Origin of the sequence: Actinoplanes palleronii (assembly GCF_016862315.1) — a bacterium.
GTDB classification, from domain to species: domain Bacteria; phylum Actinomycetota; class Actinomycetes; order Mycobacteriales; family Micromonosporaceae; genus Actinoplanes; species Actinoplanes palleronii.
The window spans coordinates 29,677-45,610 of sequence record NZ_BOMS01000172.1 but is presented as its reverse complement, the minus strand read 5'-3'; the positions used below and the strand labels follow the sequence as shown (position 1 = coordinate 45,610).

18 protein-coding genes are annotated in these 15,934 nt (G+C 70.6%); 9 read left to right on the top strand and 9 right to left on the bottom strand.

Translation table 11 applies throughout. The features are described from left to right. Positions 1-44: 44 nt before the first annotated feature. The 4 genes from Apa02nite_RS52525 (at position 45) to Apa02nite_RS47340 (ending at position 2,742) form a co-directional block, all read left to right on the top strand. Positions 45-299, top strand: coding sequence for a hypothetical protein (locus Apa02nite_RS52525; protein WP_373873102.1), 255 nt, complete (start codon positions 45-47; stop codon positions 297-299). A 135-nt stretch (positions 300-434) separates the two neighbouring features. Then, positions 435-737 (top strand): hypothetical protein, encoded by a 303-nt coding sequence (locus Apa02nite_RS47350; RefSeq protein WP_203831013.1) that lies wholly within the window; start codon positions 435-437, stop codon positions 735-737. 70 nt (positions 738-807) lie between these two features. After that, positions 808-2,010, top strand: a complete 1,203-nt coding sequence (locus tag Apa02nite_RS47345; protein ID WP_203831012.1) for a hypothetical protein — start codon at positions 808-810, stop codon at positions 2,008-2,010. A 267-nt stretch (positions 2,011-2,277) separates the two neighbouring features. Then, on the top strand, positions 2,278-2,742 hold the full coding sequence (locus Apa02nite_RS47340) for a DUF4262 domain-containing protein (protein ID WP_203831011.1): 465 nt from the start codon (positions 2,278-2,280) through the stop codon (positions 2,740-2,742). 112 nt (positions 2,743-2,854) lie between these two features. On the opposite strand, the gene Apa02nite_RS47335 is transcribed toward Apa02nite_RS47340, so the two are convergent. Further along, positions 2,855-3,679, bottom strand: coding sequence for a helix-turn-helix transcriptional regulator (locus Apa02nite_RS47335; RefSeq protein ID WP_373873101.1), 825 nt, complete (start codon positions 3,677-3,679; stop codon positions 2,855-2,857). Between the two features lie 87 nt (positions 3,680-3,766). Here Apa02nite_RS47335 and Apa02nite_RS47330 point away from each other — a divergent pair, with 87 nt between their 5' ends. Next, positions 3,767-4,591, top strand: coding sequence for an oxidoreductase (locus tag Apa02nite_RS47330; protein ID WP_203831009.1), 825 nt, complete (start codon positions 3,767-3,769; stop codon positions 4,589-4,591). Between the two features lie 55 nt (positions 4,592-4,646). Here the strand turns inward: Apa02nite_RS47330 and Apa02nite_RS47325 are convergent, their stop codons facing one another. The 7 genes from Apa02nite_RS47325 to Apa02nite_RS47295 all read right to left on the bottom strand — a co-directional run bounded on the left by Apa02nite_RS47325 (position 4,647) and on the right by Apa02nite_RS47295 (position 13,513). Further along, positions 4,647-5,057, bottom strand: a complete 411-nt coding sequence (locus tag Apa02nite_RS47325) for a VOC family protein (RefSeq protein WP_203831008.1) — start codon at positions 5,055-5,057, stop codon at positions 4,647-4,649. Positions 5,058-5,210: 153 nt separating this feature from the next. Then, on the bottom strand, positions 5,211-6,164 hold the full coding sequence (locus tag Apa02nite_RS47320) for a hypothetical protein (protein ID WP_203831007.1): 954 nt from the start codon (positions 6,162-6,164) through the stop codon (positions 5,211-5,213). A gap of 54 nt (positions 6,165-6,218) precedes the next feature. Continuing rightward, positions 6,219-7,361, bottom strand: coding sequence for an acyl-CoA dehydrogenase family protein (locus Apa02nite_RS47315; protein WP_203831006.1), 1,143 nt, complete (start codon positions 7,359-7,361; stop codon positions 6,219-6,221). Continuing rightward, entirely contained in the window at positions 7,358-9,325 is a 1,968-nt protein-coding gene (locus Apa02nite_RS47310) for an acetyl/propionyl/methylcrotonyl-CoA carboxylase subunit alpha (RefSeq protein WP_203831005.1), read from the bottom strand. The genes Apa02nite_RS47315 and Apa02nite_RS47310 overlap by 4 nt, the downstream gene beginning before the upstream one ends. Then, entirely contained in the window at positions 9,325-10,899 is a 1,575-nt protein-coding gene (locus Apa02nite_RS47305; RefSeq protein WP_203831004.1) for an acyl-CoA carboxylase subunit beta, read from the bottom strand. The genes Apa02nite_RS47310 and Apa02nite_RS47305 overlap by 1 nt, the downstream gene beginning before the upstream one ends. Further along, the gene (locus Apa02nite_RS47300; RefSeq protein ID WP_239165075.1) at positions 10,896-12,752 is read right to left on the bottom strand and encodes an acyclic terpene utilization AtuA family protein; all 1,857 of its coding nucleotides are present in this window, start codon (positions 12,750-12,752) and stop codon (positions 10,896-10,898) included. The genes Apa02nite_RS47305 and Apa02nite_RS47300 overlap by 4 nt, the downstream gene beginning before the upstream one ends. A gap of 128 nt (positions 12,753-12,880) precedes the next feature. After that, positions 12,881-13,513 (bottom strand): TetR/AcrR family transcriptional regulator, encoded by a 633-nt coding sequence (locus Apa02nite_RS47295; protein ID WP_203831002.1) that lies wholly within the window; start codon positions 13,511-13,513, stop codon positions 12,881-12,883. A gap of 61 nt (positions 13,514-13,574) precedes the next feature. On the opposite strand from Apa02nite_RS47295, the gene Apa02nite_RS47290 reads away from it, so the two are divergent. Both Apa02nite_RS47290 and Apa02nite_RS47285 read left to right on the top strand, forming a co-directional pair. Continuing rightward, positions 13,575-13,751: a hypothetical protein gene (locus tag Apa02nite_RS47290; RefSeq protein WP_203831001.1), complete on the top strand. Its 177-nt coding sequence runs from the start codon at positions 13,575-13,577 to the stop codon at positions 13,749-13,751. Beyond that, the gene (locus Apa02nite_RS47285) at positions 13,748-14,161 is read left to right on the top strand and encodes a PIN domain-containing protein (protein ID WP_203831000.1); all 414 of its coding nucleotides are present in this window, start codon (positions 13,748-13,750) and stop codon (positions 14,159-14,161) included. The genes Apa02nite_RS47290 and Apa02nite_RS47285 overlap by 4 nt, the downstream gene beginning before the upstream one ends. On the opposite strand, the gene Apa02nite_RS47280 is transcribed toward Apa02nite_RS47285, so the two are convergent. Continuing rightward, positions 14,148-14,660, bottom strand: a complete 513-nt coding sequence (locus Apa02nite_RS47280; protein ID WP_203830999.1) for a DUF1990 domain-containing protein — start codon at positions 14,658-14,660, stop codon at positions 14,148-14,150. The two genes, Apa02nite_RS47285 and Apa02nite_RS47280, sit on opposite strands and share 14 nt — an antisense overlap. A gap of 44 nt (positions 14,661-14,704) precedes the next feature. Between Apa02nite_RS47280 and Apa02nite_RS47275 the strand changes: the two genes are divergently transcribed. Together Apa02nite_RS47275 and Apa02nite_RS51735 are read left to right on the top strand one after the other, a co-directional pair. After that, positions 14,705-15,577 carry a hypothetical protein gene (locus tag Apa02nite_RS47275; RefSeq protein ID WP_203830998.1) on the top strand — a complete coding sequence of 291 codons (873 nt, stop codon included), beginning with the start codon at positions 14,705-14,707 and terminating at the stop codon, positions 15,575-15,577. A 25-nt stretch (positions 15,578-15,602) separates the two neighbouring features. After that, the gene (locus tag Apa02nite_RS51735; RefSeq protein ID WP_239165072.1) at positions 15,603-15,926 is read left to right on the top strand and encodes a hypothetical protein; all 324 of its coding nucleotides are present in this window, start codon (positions 15,603-15,605) and stop codon (positions 15,924-15,926) included. Positions 15,927-15,934: the final 8 nt, after the last annotated feature.

The window sequence follows — 15,934 nt, the reverse complement described above, 5'->3', positions numbered from 1 at the left end:
TGCCGTGACCAGCACCGTCAGGTTGGAAAAGGCTCAACGAGCTGATGGACACGATCGAGGCACACTTCACCCGGCCCGAACCCCGGCGCCGGTTCCGGTACTTCGACGCCGGGCTGCTGGCGCCGTTACCGGTGAAGAACTACTGGACGATCGCCGAGCACGCCGGCGATGACGGCCCCGGTGCAGTAACCCGGTCAAACGGTCGTACCGATCATGGTGCCATCCCGGTCAGATGCATCTGCCCGGCCCCGGCAGGCTGCGCGCCGAGGCCGTTCGAGGACCGTTTCCACACCCTTTGAACAGCAAGACCTTTTCGTACGCCAAAGGTGATGGGTCCTGGCCGTGAAGTTCGTCGCCCGCATGGACTCGGTGTCCTGGGGCCGGTTCCGTCGTTGGCGTAGACGAGTCAGACCCCCCGATAGCAAGGATGTGAAATGAGCGGTTGGCAGAGTTCCCTCGAAGGCGGCAGCGGATGTCTCGACCTCGGTCGCGGTCTGTTCGGCGGCGGTAACCACGGCATCGGCCACGGGCAGCAGCACAACGGAGGATGGGGCCGCGCCGATGACTGCGGCGACGGCATCGGCCACGGCGGCGGCGCCGACAACGGCTGGGGCGGCGACAACGGCTGGGGCGGTCTCGGCGGTGACCCGGGCCGGGGCAGTTTCGACGACTGCGACCCGGGCCGGGGCGGCGCTCCGATGGGCCACGACCACCACATGATCCCGTTCTGCCACTGACGACGTGCGCTGACAGCCGGCGGCAACGTGCTGCCGGCTGCCGGCCGGGCACCGGCACCTGACGGAGGCGATGACCGTGCGGAGCGACCTGGGCATTCAGGACGACCTTCTGGACGTGATCCAGAAGGTGCTACAGGGAGCCGCCGCCAACCTACGCCCCGATCTGGAACGCCGGATGCGCCTGGCCGCCGCGGAACTGGCCGACGGGCGCCCCGCGATGATCATCGTGGAAGCGGTGATGCACGCCCTGCAGTCGCTGGAAGTCGATCTTCGGAGCCGGTGTGCGGCGATGGCCGACCCCCGCCACCGGGCGCGCCTCGCCGCCGAGGCGCGTGACGACGAGGGCCGGCTGCGCGCGTTTCAGGCACAAGCCGGCAAATGGCCACGGGCACTCAGCGACGTGTTGGCGGCGACCATGTCGGACATCGAGTTCGCCGTGCACAACTGGTTGCGAGCCCTGCTCGACGAGGGCACCGCGGTGATCGAGTCACAGGGGCTGACCGGCGCCGACCTCGACCGCTGGCTGCGACCGCGCCTCGTGGCCGAGACCGAGGCGGTGCATCGGGCGTTGCACGTGGCCGCGCGCGAGATCGGCGAGCGGGTCGCCGCCTCGATCGGGGTGAGCGAGGCGGTGCCGCCAGTGCATCTTGACCTCGAACCGCCCGCGGAGTTGGTCGCCCACATCCGCCGCGGCCCACGGATGCTGTCCGAGCGGCAGACGATGGCCACCCGCCTGGTCGGCGTACTCATGCCGGCCTACAGCGGCATCATGATCGCCCTCATCGTTCCCCGGTTCCTCGGCTTCGCGATGCCGTCCTGGCTGTCCACGGCCGTTGCGGCGTCCGGCGCGATCGCCCTGGGCGGGACCGCCCTGGCCGGGGAGAAGCAGCGGCAGCGCAGCCGGCGCAACAGCGAGAGCGCCGCCGAGCTGAGGTCGCTGATCGACACCTTCCGGATGGCCGTCGGCAAGCGGGCACGCGACGGGATCCGCGCCATCGAGTGGCAGATGCAGGGCGGGTTGAGCGAGGCGGTGACGAACCAGTCCCAGCGGCTGCTCGCAGTCGCCGAGGCGTCGCGACGTTCGGCTCAGGCAGGCGAGCAGCCGGAACAGGCTCTGGCCGCCATCGATCTCGACCTCGCCTTCATCGGTGAGCTGCGGGAACGTACCCACCGGCTCAGCCATCCCCAGCGAGCGCTGCCCGATGGCGGTAAGCAGACGAAGGCACTCGACGCAGCACTCCCGCTGACTGGTTCACCATCGTCAGGTTTCTGACGACCCACGCGGCTACGTGGTGTGTTCACGCGCCGGGAGAGCACCTGGACCCGCACGCCGGTGCCCTCCAGCTCGGCGCTGAGGGTCTGCGACATGGCGACCGCGAAGGCCAGGCAGTTCAGGACGTCGGTGTGTCGAGGGGTGGCGGGAGTTGGACAGCCGAGGTGTGGATGTTCAGGTCCCGGGTACGCCGCTGGTGCACGAGGAGCACCTGCCTGGTTTCAGCAGTGACACCGGGACCGGCAGCGACAGGCGGGAGGTGAAGCCGTGACGGCTGGACAGCAGGAGAGCGGACTTGGTCAGATCGGCGAGGCCATTGAGCGCTCCGGGGTCTGTCTGCAGTTCGTGCCGCAGCCGATTCCGCTGGAGACGTGCTGGTACACGATCGGCCTCACGGGGCACGGGCATCCTGAGATGATCTTGTTCGGGTTGCCTCCCGACATTTCCCGGCCCACCCTGCGCACCGTCGCCGGTGAGGTCATCGCGGGCCGGCGGACGTTCACCCCCGGCCAGTACGCCGACGACGTTCTCGAGGGCCACCCGGTTCAGTTCGTCGCGGTGATCGAGCCGGACCGTCACCTGCCCGTTGCCGCGCAGTTCTACGCCGGCACAGGCTCCGCCGTCGAGGCCTTGCAGATCGTCTGGCCGGACCGGTACCTCCGCTGGCCCTGGCAGCCCGGCACGCACCTGGATGACATGCCGGTGCTCGGCCGGCCGGCCCCGTCCGGCTGACAGGGCGGCGGCAGGTGAGGGCGCCGCCTCGCGGGCTCATCGCCGGCGATCGTCCAGGCGGGCTGTGGCTGGTCCCGTGGCTCTGCCCGCCGAGCCCGGGAGGCTCCTGGTCTCAGGCCGGGGTCATCTGCTGGGTGCCGATGGCGGCCAGCAGGTCGAGTTTGCCTCGGGCGTCGGTATCCGGCGACGGCGTGTAGACGACGACGTGGAAGTTCGAGCCCTGGGTGGTCAGCACGTCGCAGTCCAGCGGGATCTCGCCCACATCCGGATGGTCGACGACCTTGTGCGAACTCTCGTGCTGGGCCACCGACGGCCGGGCCCAGAGCTCCCGGAAGCGGACGCTGCGCTGCAGGCGGGCCAGCACGGCCGCCACCGACGGGTCGCCCGGGTACCGGCCGGTCGCGGCATGCAGGTCGGCGACCAGGGACTCCTCGAACGCGGCACGGTCGGCCGGGGACTGGCGGGCGCGGCCCGGTTCGCCGTCGAACTGCCAGAGCAGCACGTTGCGGTCGGTGCGGGAGGTGGGGTCGCCGAAGGTGGCCGACCAGAGCGGGTTCCAGTGCAGCAGGTCCCAGACCGCGTCGAACACCGCGACGGGGTGCTCGGTCAGCCGTTCCATGATCCGGTGCAGGCTGGGCGGGATCAGCCGCGGGATACGGCCCGGGCCGGCCGCGTGACCGGCCAGGCGCAGCAGGTGGTCGGCCTCGTCACCGGTCAGCTGCAACGCGCGGGCCAGCGCCAGGCAGACCTGCGCCGACGGAGTCGGGGCGCGGCCCTGCTCGATCCGGACCACGTACTCGACGGAGATGCCGGACAGTGCGGCCAGCTCGCCGCGACGCAGGCCGGGCACCCGGCGCGGGACGTTCTGCGGGATCCCGACGGTGGCCGGGTCCAACCGGTTGCGCCAGGCGCGGAGCGCGTCGCCGAGGGAGTTCACGCCTGCCATCCTGCCCCGTCGCGCGACGGGCTGGGTGGTACGACTTGTAACTCCCGCCGTGCCCGGCCGAGGCACATGATCGAAGGCATGACTGACACCCTCACCCTCGCTCCCGGCCTGACGCTCAGCCGGATGGGCTACGGCGCGATGCAGCTGGCCGGCCCGAACGCCTGGGGCCCGCCGCACGACCGCACCGAAGCCGTACGAGTCCTGCGCACTGCTGTCGAGCTGGGCATCACCCACGTCGACACCAGCGACTACTACGGGCCGTTCACCACCAACGAGATCATCCGGGAGGCGCTCCATCCGTACCCGGAAAGTCTTCGCATCGTGACGAAGGTCGGCTTCCGCCGCGGGCCGGGTGGCAGCTGGGACGCCTCCCCGGATGACCTGCGCGACCAGGTGCTCGCCAACCTGGAACGCCTCGGCCTGGACACTCTGGACGCGGTCAACCTGCGGGTGGCCGGACCGGGATCGGTGGCCGACAGCTTCGGCGTGCTGGCCGGTCTGGTCGCCGAGGGCCTGGTCCGGCACCTCGGCCTGTCGAACGTGACCGCCGAGCAGGTCGCCGAGGCCCGCGCCATCGCGCCGGTGGTCTTCGTGCAGAACAGGTACAACCTCGCGCTGCGCGGCGACGACGCCCTGATCGAGGCGCTCGCCGCCGACGGCATCGGGTACGTGCCGTTCTTCCCGCTCGGCGGCTTCAACCCGTTGCAGTCCGAGGTGCTCGACGAGGTGGCCGCCTCGCTGGGGGCGACGGCGCAGCAGACCGCGCTGGCCTGGCTGCTGCAGCGCTCCCCGAACATCCTGGTGATCCCGGGCACCTCGTCGGTCGCGCACCTGCGGGAGAACGTCGCCGCGACCGACCTGAAACTGCCCGCTGACGCGGTCGCCCGGCTGGACCAGATCTGAGGACCTCGGCCGGTGCCGGCGTTGGTGGCCGGCCGACGTGCGAGACGTCGTGGGATCAGTCGCGCTTCGGCCAGACGGGGCCCTGGTCGGTCCAGGTGACGCCCTTGTTGCGGCAGAGGCAGAAGGGGTGGCCGACGGGGTCAGTGTAAACGCGGAAGCCGTAACCCTCCGGGCCGATCACGTCCCGTTGCAGGGTTGCGCCGAGGGCCAGGACGCGGCTCTGTTCTGCCTCGATGTCGTCGACTTCGAAGTCGAGGTGGAACTGCTTGGGGTGCTCGCTGCTGGGCCACTGCGGGGCGCGGTAGTCCTCCACCGGAGTGAAGGCCAGCTCGATGTCGCCGAACTTGATACCGGCCCAGTCCGCGGTGCTGCCCGGCTTGACCGGGTGACCTGTCACCTCGGCGTAGAAGGCTGCCAGCTTCATCGTGTCCGGGCAGTCGATGATGAAATCGGTGAGTCGCAGCATCCGACGATCTTGACACAAGATCGCATGGGCCGACGCGCACCGCAACGCGGGCTGGCCCTCAGGGGTGCCTCCGGCAGGTGTAGACAGCCCTGGGAGCCAGCCGGTGAGCGCGAGGCGCGCTGCGGCCTGGCGTTGGTGCGGGGTCGCGCGGGGTCAGCTCTGTTGGTAGTTGATGGCGGTGAAGCCGCACGGCTGGTGGACGTGCAGGTAGTAGGCGCCTTCGCCGTATTCGTCGAGGTCGGCGCCGCCGATCAGGCCGACGTAGTCCATCGGCTGGGCGCAGCCCGGGCACACCGGATGTTCCGCGTCCTGGATCCACTGCGGATGGCCGCCCAGGGTGGAGCCGCCCTCGTTCCAGGCGCTGGCCTGGTGGCCGGTCGACCGGATCGGACCAGTCACCGCCTGTCGCGTGGGCGGGTCCTCCGGGCCGGAGCTTTGCGGCAGGAAGTCCGGGACGGTGTTGCCGGGCCACCAGGTACTGGCGCCGTCCGGGGTGACCTGACTGAAAATGGTCGCGTAGCAGGCGCAGAAGTAGCAACTGCGGAACATCAGGCGGCCGGTCCAGCCGGTGTGCGCCAGCGCGGCGGCGACGGCGGGTTCGGTGGTGTAGAGGTCAGCGGCGGTCCACAGTGGTGATGTGCACCACGGGCAGGTCGGCTGGTCCGGTCGCGAGGGCGTCTCGCGCAGCGTCCAGGTGTACGCCGCGGTGCCGCACAGGTCGCGGCGGCTGCCGTCCGGGTTGAGGGTCCAGCCGCTCTGCAGGGCGTAGATCAAGGGCTTGACGTGCAGTTTGTCGGTGCCGGACGGGGGTTGCGTCTCCCACCGGCGCATGGCGGCCTCGGCGAGCGGGTCCTCGCTGTGCGCCACGATGAGGAACAGGCGGTTGAGGTCACTCGTCCGCTGCCCGCTGTCGACCATCTCGACGAGCCGGGTGACCACGTCGGGGCCGGCCGTGCGGTAGAGCGTCGCCGGCCACAGCACGTCCGCGTCGAGCAGGGCGCCCAGGTGCGGAGTCAGCAAGGCCGGCTCCGCGTCGGCGATTCTGATCAGCTCCTCGATCGCGTCGTCGTCATCGCCGGCGGCTCTACTGATCAGTTCCTGAATCACTCGCGGAGCATAGTCTTCGTGGCAGCGGGTGAGGCCGCGCGAGAACTCGGCCACTCAGTACGAGCGGGGCAGCCCCAGCGAGAACTGGGCTACGAAGTTGAGCGCCATTTCCCTGCTGACCGGTGCCATCCGGGTCAGCCGGGAGGTGGCCAGCGCCTGGACCAGCCCGTACTCGGTGGCGAGGCCGTTGCCGCCGTGGGTCTGGATCGCCTGGTCGACGGCGGCGCAGACCGCCTCGCCGGCCGCGTATTTCGCCATGTTCGCGGCCTCACCGGCGGCCTTCAGGTGCCCCGCGGAGTGCAGCGCGGCCGCCTTTTGGGTGAGCAGCCGGGCGGCCTCGATCTCCACGTGCAGCTTGGCGAGCGGGTGGCTGATCGCCTGGTGCGCGCCGATCGGGACGCCCCACACCTCACGCTCGCCGGCGTAGCCGACGGCTTTGCGCAGCGCCCACCGCGCCATGCCGGTCGCCGACGAGGCGGCCATGATGCGCTCCGGGTTCAGCCCGGCGAAGAGCTGATCGAAACCGGCCTCTTCGCTGCCGATCAGGGCGTCGGCGGGCAACCGTACGTCGTCCAGGAACAGCGTGAACTGGTCCTCCGGCGCGACCAGCCCCATGTCGATCTTCTGGAAGGTGAAGCCGGGTGTGCCGACCGGGACCATGAACAGCGACGGGCGCTTGCCGATCCGGGCCACCACGAGGACGTGGGAGGCCTCGTCGACGCCGCTGATGTAGGTCTTCGAGCCGTTCAGCACCCATTCGTCGCCGTCCCGGCGCGCCTGCGTGGCGATCTGGTGGGTGTTCGACCCGGCGTCCGGCTCGGTGATCCCGAAGACGTAGGTGGCGGTGCCCTCGGCCAGGCCGGGCAGCCAGCGTTGCTTCTGCTCGTCGCTGCCGAACTGGGCGATCACCGTGCCGACGATGGCCGGTGACACCACCATGAGCAGTAGCGGACATCCGGCCGTGGCCAGCTCCTCCAGCACCGCGGCCAGGTCGCCGATCTCGCCGCCGCCACCGCCGTACTGCTCCGGGATGGACACCCCGAGGTAGCCGAGCGCGGCAGCCTCCTGCCACAGTTCGGTGGTCTTGCGGCCCTCGCGGGCGGCGGCGTAGAAGTAGGCCTCGCCGTATTTCTGGCCGAGGCGGGCGACGGCCTCGCGCAGTTCCCGGCGCTCGGCAGACTCCACAAAAGTGGTCATGTCGACTCCTCAGAAGAAATCACGGCGGGAGCAGCAGGAGCAGCAGGTCCGGCGGACGCGGCATCAAGCGGCGCGGCATCACGATCGGGTGGGGAGATCACGGCGAGCACGTCCCCCGCGGCGACCTGCCGGCCGACTACCGCGGCGAGCGACCCGACCACCCCGTCCCCCGGTGCCACCAAGGTCTGCTGCATCTTCATCGCTTCCAGGACCACGATCGGCGCACCGGCCGCGACCTGATCACCTTCGGCCACGTGCACCGCCACCACCAGCCCCGGCATCGACGCGAGCAGTGAGCCGGCCGCCACGTTCGCCGCCGGGTCGGTGAAGACCGGCACGCCCTCGAAGTCATACGCCCCGTCCGGCCCGTGCACGTCGGCCCCGTCGCCGACCACGGTCACCCGGTACGACTCACGCACCCCGTGATCGTCCAGCACGACCCGGTCCGCGTCGACCGCGAGCACGCTCACCCCGGGCAGCCACGACGACTCCAGCCGCCCACCCCGGTTGAGGTAGCCGACCTCGAAGGTCGCCCCGGCGTACCGATAGGCCCGGACCCGTTCCCGGCTCGGCACGTTGCGCCACGCCGCCGGGATCCGCGCCTGAACACTTCCGGACGCCGCGGTCCGGACCGCCGATCCGACTGCCGCCGCCAGGGCCGCCTTCCGGACCGCGTGGTCCTCTCCGGCGCCGAGCCACGCCGTGAGCCGCCGATCCAGCAGCGCGGTGTCCACCCGGCCCGCGACGAAGTCCTCGTCGGCGAGGATCGCGCGGAGCAGCCCGAGGTTCGTGGTCACACCGTGCACCACCCCGCGCCGGAGGGTGTCGGCGAGCAGGCGGATCGCGGCGGACCGGTCCGTACCGAAAGAAATGATCTTGGAAATCATCGCGTCGTAGTGGATACCCACCTCGGTGCCCGCCTCGACGCCCGAGTCCACCCGGACGTCCGGGGCCGTCCCGAAGTCGAAGGCCCGGATCCGGCCGGTCTGCGGGGTGAAGTCCCGCGCCGGGTCCTCGGCGTAGAGGCGCACCTCGATGGCATGGCCGGTCACCGGCGGCGGCGCGGCGGGCAACTCACCGCCCTCGGCGATCGCGAGTTGCCAGGCGACCAGATCAAGACCGGTCACCGCCTCGGTGACCGGGTGTTCGACCTGGAGCCGGGTGTTCATCTCCAGGAAGAAGATCCGCTCGCCGTCGACCAGGAACTCGACGGTTCCGGCGCCCTGATAGTCGACCGCCTCGGCAGCCGCGCGGGCGTGCCGGTGCAGCGCGGACCGGACCGGATCGGTCAGCCCCGGCGCCGGCGCCTCCTCGACGATCTTCTGATGCCGGCGCTGGACCGAGCAGTCCCGATCCCCCACGATCCAGATCCGGCCGTGGGCGTCGCCGAGCACCTGCACCTCGACGTGCCGGGCGTTCGGCAGATAGGGCTCGGTGAACACGGTGCCGTCACCGAACGCCGACTGCGCCTCCGCCTCGGCCGCCAGCATTGCGGACCGCAGCGTGTCCGCGGACGTCACCACCCGCATGCCGCGGCCGCCGCCCCCGGCCGCCGCCTTGATCAGCAACGGGAACGACTGGTCCCCGCCGAGCACCGGCACCCCGGCCGCCGACACCACCTTCTTCGCCTGGATCTTGTCGCCCATCACCTCGATCGCGTCCGCCGCCGGACCGATCCAGATCAGTCCGGCACCGAGCACGGCACGGGCGAAGCCGGCGTTCTCCGACAGGAACCCGTAACCGGGGTGGATCGCGTCGGCGCCCGCGGCCCGGGCTGCCGCGACGATCTGGTCCACGGTCAGATAGGAGTCGATGCGGACCGCGACGTCCGCTTCGCTCACGTGCGGCGCCAGCTCGTCGGATGCGGTGAACACCGCCACCGTCGCGATGCCCAGACGGCGGCAGGTCCGGAAGATCCGGCGGGCGATCTCGCCCCGGTTCGCGACAAGAAGTTTACGGATCATCACAGGCGGAACACCCCGTAGCCGCGGGCGCCCTGCACGGGCGCGTTGTGAATGACGGAAAGGCAAAGACCCACCACGGTACGGGTGTCGCGCGGGTCGATGACCCCGTCGTCGTAGAGCATCCCGGAGGTGAAGTAGGCGAGCGACTCGCGTTCGATCTGCGCCTCGATCCCGGCCCGGGTCCTGGCGTCGGCCTCCTCGTCGAACGGCCGCCCGGCCGCCGCCGCAGCCTGCCGGGACACGATGGACACCACCCCGGCCAGCTGCGCGGGGCCCATCACCGCGGACTTCGCGCCGACCCAGCTGAACATGAACCGCGGGTCGTAGGCGCGCCCGCTCATCCCGTAGTTGCCGGCGCCGTAGGACGCGCCCATCACGATCGACAGGTGCGGCACCTGCGAGTTGGACACCGCGTTGATCATCTGGGCGCCGTGCTTGATGATCCCGCCCTGCTCGTATTCCTTACCGACCATGTAACCGGTCGTGTTGTGCAGGAACAGCAGCGGCGTGTCGGCCTGGTTGGCCAGCTGGATGAACTGGGCCGCCTTCTGCGCCTCCTCGCTGAACAGCACACCCTGCGCGTTCGCGAGGATCCCGATCGGGTAGCCGTGCAGCCGCGCCCACCCGGTCACCAGGCTGGTCCCGTAGAGCGGCTTGAACTCGTCGAACTCGCTGCCGTCCACGATCCGCCGGATCACCGCGCGCGGGTCGAACGGGATCTTCAGGTCGGTCGGCACCACCCCGAGCAGCTCCTCGGGGTCCTCGACCGGATCGGCATAGTCGGTCAATGGCGACGGGCCGAGCTTGCGCCAGTTGAGCCGGCGGACGATCTGCCGTCCGATCCGGATCGCGTCCTGCTCGTCCGCGGCCAGATAGTCGGCCAGCCCCGAGGTGCGCGCGTGCATCGCGGCGCCACCCAGCGACTCGTCGTCGGACTCCTCGCCGGTGGCCATCTTGACCAGCGGCGGCCCGCCGAGGAACACCTTCGCGCCGCCGTCGACCATCACCACGTAGTCGCTCATCCCGGGCACGTAGGCGCCACCGGCGGTGGAGTTGCCGAACACCAGCGCGATCGTCGGCCGTCGATCGGCGCTGGCCTCGGTCAGACCACGGAAGTGCTGGCCACCCGGAATGAAGATGTCCTTCTGGGTGGGCAGGTCGGCGCCGCCGGACTCGACCAGGTTGATCGTCGGCAGGCGGTTCTCGGCGGCGATCTGCGCGGCCCGGAAGCTCTTCTTCAACGTGATCGGATTGCTGGACCCGCCACGGACGGTCGGGTCGTTAGCGATGATCATGCATTCGACGCCCTCGACCACGCCGACGCCGGTGACCACCGATCCGCCCACCGTGAAGTCGGTGCCCCACCCGGCAAGCGTGCTCAGCTCCAGGAACGCCGAGTCCGGATCGATCAGCAGCTCGATGCGTTCACGAGCGGTCATCTTGCCGCGCCGATGGTGCCGGTCGACGGCCTTCGGCCCGCCTCCGGCGAGGGCCTTGTCCTGCTGCGCCGCAAGGTCCGCGACCCGCTCCAGCATCGCTTCCCGATTTTCCTCGTACGCCGGGGAAAGGGTCATGTCAGCAGCTCCGTGGGAATGTCGGCGTGCCGGGCGCGCAGCCACTCGCCGAGCGCTTTGGCCTGCGGGTCGGAACGGGTGGACGCGGCGACCCCGTCGCCGAGCAGCCGGTCGATGACGATGTTGAGCGCGGCCAGGTTCGGCAGGGCGTGCACGGTCACGTCGAGTCCCTCCGCCTCGGGCAGCAGTGTCCGCACCCGGCCGGCGTCGAGCCACCCGGCCAGCCAGTCGTAGGCGTCCTGTCTACGCGGATGTCCGGCCGGGATCCACACACCGATGTTCGCCGCCCCGCCCTTGTCCCCCGACCGTGCATAGACCAGCCGCCCCAACGCCACCCGGCTGGTGCTGACGGCTGCCTCCGGCGCCGCGAGAGAGCCGCCAGCACCAGCCGGCGCGCGGAACGCAGACGGTGCGAGGTCCCGGCTGGCGCCCAGGGGTGCCTCACCGGCCACGAAGGACCCCTGAGGACCAGCCGGAGCCGGCACCGCGCCACGGTCCGGAGCTCGGCTGGTTGTCAGAGGTGCCTCACCCGCCGGGAGAGACCCCTGAGGACCAGCCGGGGCCCGCACCGCGCCACGGTCCGAACCGTGGCTGGTGCTGGCGGCTGCCTCCGGCGCCACGAGAGGGCCGCCAGCGCCAGCTGGGGGTGGGGCGGGAATGTTGATGTGGGTGCCGTCGGGGAGGACGACGGTGTGGGGGACTTCGGACTGCGGGAGGTAGGCGGCGTCGAAGATGCCGAACGGGGTGGACTCCGTGGGGGGTGAGGTCGCGTGGAAGCCCGGGTAGGACGCGAGGGCCAGCTCGACCGCGGCGCTGCTGAACGCGCGGCCCACCACGTCCGGGTCCGGGTCCTTGACGTGGCAGCGCAGCACCGCGGACGCCTCGGCCTGGGTGGCCGGGTCGGGGCGGTCCGTGCGGGAGAGCTCCCAGGTGATCTCGGCCGGGTGCTTCACCAGGGCGGATTCGAGCTGGGCGCGGACCCAGGCGGCCTTCGCCTCGATGTCCAGGCCGGTCAGGACGAAGGAGACGGCGTTGCGGTACCCGCCGAGGCGGCTGATTCCGATCTTGGTGGTGGCGGGCGGGGCTTCACCTCGTACCCCGGAGATCTTGACTTGATCTTGATCTTTTTGGTGGAGCTGGACCGTGTCGAGGCGGGTGACGACGTCGGGGTTGAGATAGCGGGGTGTGTCGATCTCGTAGATCAGCTGGGCGGTGACCGTGTCGATGGTGACCGCGCCGCCGGTGTGCGGGTGCTTGGTGATCACTACGGTGCCGTCGGCGCTCAGCTCGGCGATCGGAAAGCCGAGCGGGCGACCGGTTTCGATCGTGGTGAAGCCGGCGAAGTTGCCGCCGGTGGCCTGGGTGCCGCACTCCAGGACGTGGCCGGCGACGATCCCGGCGGCGAGTTCGTGCAGGTCGGCGCGGGTCCAGCCGAACTCGGCGAGGGCCGGGCCGAGGGTGAGCGAGGCGTCGGTGACCCGGCCGGTGACCACGATGTCGGCGCCGTTCGTCAGCGCTTCCGCGATACCGAACGCGCCGAGGTAGGCATTGGCGGTCAGCGCGCCCGGCCAGGCGAGGTCGTCACCTTCGACGTGCGCGACCGTGACGCCGGGGTCCAGCCTGCGGATGGCGGCGGCCAGACCGGCCGGGTTAAGACCGCCGGCGTTGCTCACGATCCGGACACCCTGCGACCGGGCGAGGGCGAGGCAGTCGGTGAGCTGGCGCAGGAAGGTCTTGGCGTAGCCGAGTTCGGGATTCTTCCGGCGGTCGCGACCGAGAATGAGCATGGTCAGCTCGGCCAGGTAGTCGCCGGTGAGGTAGTCGAGCGGGCCGCCCTCGAGCATCTCGCGCATCGCGGAGAGCCGGTCGCCGTAGAACCCGGAGCAGTTGCCGACGCGGATCGTGCGCACTTCGCCCGCCCCCCTTGTGCGTGGTGGTCAGGGGCCACGTTAGGGAATCTGACAAAATTGTCAAGCTCCGGTCAGGCTTGCGGGCGCAGGCCGATCGCGGCGGCCCACAGCTTGGACATGTGGTTGACCACCTCGTCCTCGTCGAGCGGCTCCCGCAGCGAGTAGATGACGTGCGCCATCTGCTCGACCATGGCGCCCAGCACGATCGCGGTCAGCCGCGGGTCGAGCTCCGGGTTCGCCAGCCCGGCCTCCTGGAGGCGGCGCAGCCCCTCGGCGCCGCGGTGCACGTAGAGCTCGCGCACCTCGAGGAGCATCTGACGCAGCGTGTCGTCGGTGTCGGCACCCTGCTCGACCAGCCGCAACACCCGGGAGGCGCCGCGCCAGGCCTTCAGGTAACCGCGGTTCGCCTCGACGATCCGGGCATAAGGGTCGCCGGCGGCGTCCGGCCCGACCAGGCTCTCGGTGAACAGCTCCTCGGCGACCGCCCGCACGACGGCGCGCAGCAGGTCGTCCTTGGACTCGAAGTAGGTGTAGAACGTGCCGTAGGAGACGCCGGCGGCCTGCGCGACCTGTTCAGGGGTGAAGCCGGCCCAGCCGCGCGCTTCGAGCAATTCCCGGCCGGCGGCCAGCAGCGCGTCCCGGGTCCGCCGGCCGCGGGCGGTGACCGGCGCGGTCGGCGCGGGATTCGTTCGTGATCGACCCATGGTCACATCATTGCTCGTCCGGGTGTTGCCGTTGGTCGATGCACGCGACTAGGGTTGACCCATGACAACTGCCGACAACCCCGGACGCCAAGCCGCCGAGCGCCTCGCGGAAGCCCTGGGCCTGCCCCCGCTGGCGCCGTGGACCGCCGAGGACGAGGCCACCTTCACAGCGCAGATGGAAAAGGCCGACCGCGACCTCGCCGAGCTGATCGCACGACGGAAGCAGCAGGCGGCATGAACCCCCATCACTCGTTGCGCGTTCTGGACGCGAGCGCCCTCGTCGAGTTGATGCAGGGTCACCCAAAAATGATGCAGCTGGTCGGCCAGGCCCACGTTGGAGCCCGGACCGTGGTCGTTCCGGCGCTGGCTGCCCTGGAAGCCCAGGTGGCCGTCCGGGCGAAGGTCTCCATCTGGGATCACCTGCTGAAACTCCCCGGGCTGCGGGACTTGGATCTGCCGGCACGGACGGCGATTCAGGTCGGCGACATTGCTGGGCCGAGGCTCCAGCGCTACCCGTTGCACACGGAGCTGATGGCGGAGCAGATGGTGGCACAGATCGTGCACGAGGCGAGCCAGATGAACGCCGTGGTGGTTACCCGGATCCCGACCCTCTACCGCGGCTACCCCATCGTGCTCATGGAGCTTTGACCAGCGCCAGGCGTTGGATGGCTCTGACGTAACGGTCCGTTGCGTACTGCTGCGCCCACCGACCCACCGGTCCGCTGGCGCGCGCGACAAACGATGCGGGACGACTGAAGGCCGAGATCCGGATCCGTACGTCGCCCGTACCGTCCTGCACCACCATGAACGCCTCCTCGCCCCGCTCCGGATGACCGGGCAGCGTCCCGTAGGCGAATCCGCGGCGATCGACCTCGTCGACGGTGTAGACCACCCGGCACGGGATGGTCAGCCGCACCGGGCCCCACCCGGCGCGCAGCACCACGTCGACCCCCGGCGCCGCAATCCCTCCGGGGCTCACCACGGTGAACCCGGCCTCCCGGTGCATTCCCCAGTCGAAAAGACCGGCCACTGCCCGCTCGAAGACCTCCGCACCCGACCCGATGCTGACGTCGCGGTGCACGTGGCCGTACCCCGCGGGCAGTGGCTCGGTCCGGGTCGCGCCCACTTCCTGATACGTCAACCGCATCTGATCACGTTAGCCACCACACGCCCATGCCATGATCGATCGCGATGAGCGGCGATGAGAGTGTGATCCTGGGCCGGGTCGTGGCGCCGTCCCGGGCGCTCGTGCTCGCCGGCACCGGGTTCCTCGACGAGTGGAGCGAGCTGGGCGACCCCCTCTCGGTCCGTGCGCTTCACTCGGCCCGGGCCGGCGGCGCCCACCTGCACGACTGGCTCGCCGAAGCGACCGCCGTGCCCACCGGCCCGGCGACGCTGACGGTGACCGCGCGCACCCGCCCCGGCACCTACGAGCCCCGGCCCACCATCGCCGTGCTCGACATCGACCTGGACCTGCCCTGGTCAGCGGTGTCGGCCGGCACCGAGCCGGTCCCGCTGGGCGCCCTACCCGTGGACCCGTGCGGGATGGCCATCGGCGACCCGGTCGCGCTCGACGCGTGGATCGGATTCGGCAGCGGGCCGAGAACCGTCGACGGGCTGGCCGACCTGCGGCTCGGCGGCAAGGGCGATACGCAGGCCAGCACGCACTTCAGCGCACCGGAGATCGTCGCGACCTGGACCCTGCACGGCTGGCTGGACCTGCCGATCACCTCCGCCCGCGAACGAGCCACCACGATCAACCAGTGGGCGGTCGCGCACGGCCACTACAAGTTCCTGGCGAAGGTAAACCCGCACACCCATCAGCACCTCGGCTGGCGGGCCGGCTGGCCGGACCCGCTCGGCGCCGGGCTCATCGAGATAGCCGGCTGCCCGATCCTCTGCATCACCTGGTCGCCCAGCGAGCTGCAGCGCTTCCGCGGCGGCCGATCCCACGGGCAGGTCTACCCGGTGACTCTCGAGGACGTCGATGGGCGGGCGACCCTGCGATGGCGAATAGGAGCGTGGACAGATGAGTCTGAGCGTACGAATCTGGATTCCCGATGAAAACGCCTATGCCGGCCGCCGCGTCGTGGACGACCCACCGCGCACCGAGACCTCAGCGGGCGGCGAGTTCACCCGTCACCAGCTGTGGGGTTCCACCGCAGCGCGGCGACTCGGCGCGACGTTCCTGCCGCAGCTCGGCGAGATCACCCTGGAGAACCGGGGGAACCTGATGATCCCCCCGGACCGCCTGGACGCCTTCGAGCAGGAATGCCGGCACCTGGCGGAGCACGCCGGGGAGCTCGCGGCCGCCACCGGATACGAGCCCGGGTACATCACCGACCGGCTGGCCACCATCCGGAACGCCGTCGACCGCGCCCGGGCCGCGAACGGCAGCATCCTGATCTGGTAGGCAAGCCC

Excerpts from the sequence above, each read along its gene's own strand:
- Apa02nite_RS52525 (WP_373873102.1), top strand. The coding sequence starts at position 45 with ATGGACACGATCGAGGCACACTTCACCCGGCCCGAACCCCGGCGCCGG.
- Apa02nite_RS47350 (WP_203831013.1), top strand. The coding sequence starts at position 435 with ATGAGCGGTTGGCAGAGTTCCCTCGAAGGCGGCAGCGGATGTCTCGAC.
- Apa02nite_RS47345 (WP_203831012.1), top strand. The coding sequence starts at position 808 with ATGACCGTGCGGAGCGACCTGGGCATTCAGGACGACCTTCTGGACGTG.
- Apa02nite_RS47330 (WP_203831009.1), top strand. The coding sequence starts at position 3,767 with ATGACTGACACCCTCACCCTCGCTCCCGGCCTGACGCTCAGCCGGATG.
- Apa02nite_RS47325 (WP_203831008.1), bottom strand. The coding sequence starts at position 5,057 with ATGCTGCGACTCACCGATTTCATCATCGACTGCCCGGACACGATGAAG.
- Apa02nite_RS47315 (WP_203831006.1), bottom strand. The coding sequence starts at position 7,361 with ATGACCACTTTTGTGGAGTCTGCCGAGCGCCGGGAACTGCGCGAGGCC.
- Apa02nite_RS47310 (WP_203831005.1), bottom strand. The coding sequence starts at position 9,325 with ATGATCCGTAAACTTCTTGTCGCGAACCGGGGCGAGATCGCCCGCCGG.
- Apa02nite_RS47305 (WP_203831004.1), bottom strand. The coding sequence starts at position 10,899 with ATGACCCTTTCCCCGGCGTACGAGGAAAATCGGGAAGCGATGCTGGAG.
- Apa02nite_RS47300 (WP_239165075.1), bottom strand. The coding sequence starts at position 12,752 with ATGCGCGAGATGCTCGAGGGCGGCCCGCTCGACTACCTCACCGGCGAC.
- Apa02nite_RS47295 (WP_203831002.1), bottom strand. The coding sequence starts at position 13,513 with ATGGGTCGATCACGAACGAATCCCGCGCCGACCGCGCCGGTCACCGCC.
- Apa02nite_RS47290 (WP_203831001.1), top strand. The coding sequence starts at position 13,575 with ATGACAACTGCCGACAACCCCGGACGCCAAGCCGCCGAGCGCCTCGCG.
- Apa02nite_RS47285 (WP_203831000.1), top strand. The coding sequence starts at position 13,748 with ATGAACCCCCATCACTCGTTGCGCGTTCTGGACGCGAGCGCCCTCGTC.
- Apa02nite_RS47280 (WP_203830999.1), bottom strand. The coding sequence starts at position 14,660 with ATGCGGTTGACGTATCAGGAAGTGGGCGCGACCCGGACCGAGCCACTG.
- Apa02nite_RS47275 (WP_203830998.1), top strand. The coding sequence starts at position 14,705 with ATGAGCGGCGATGAGAGTGTGATCCTGGGCCGGGTCGTGGCGCCGTCC.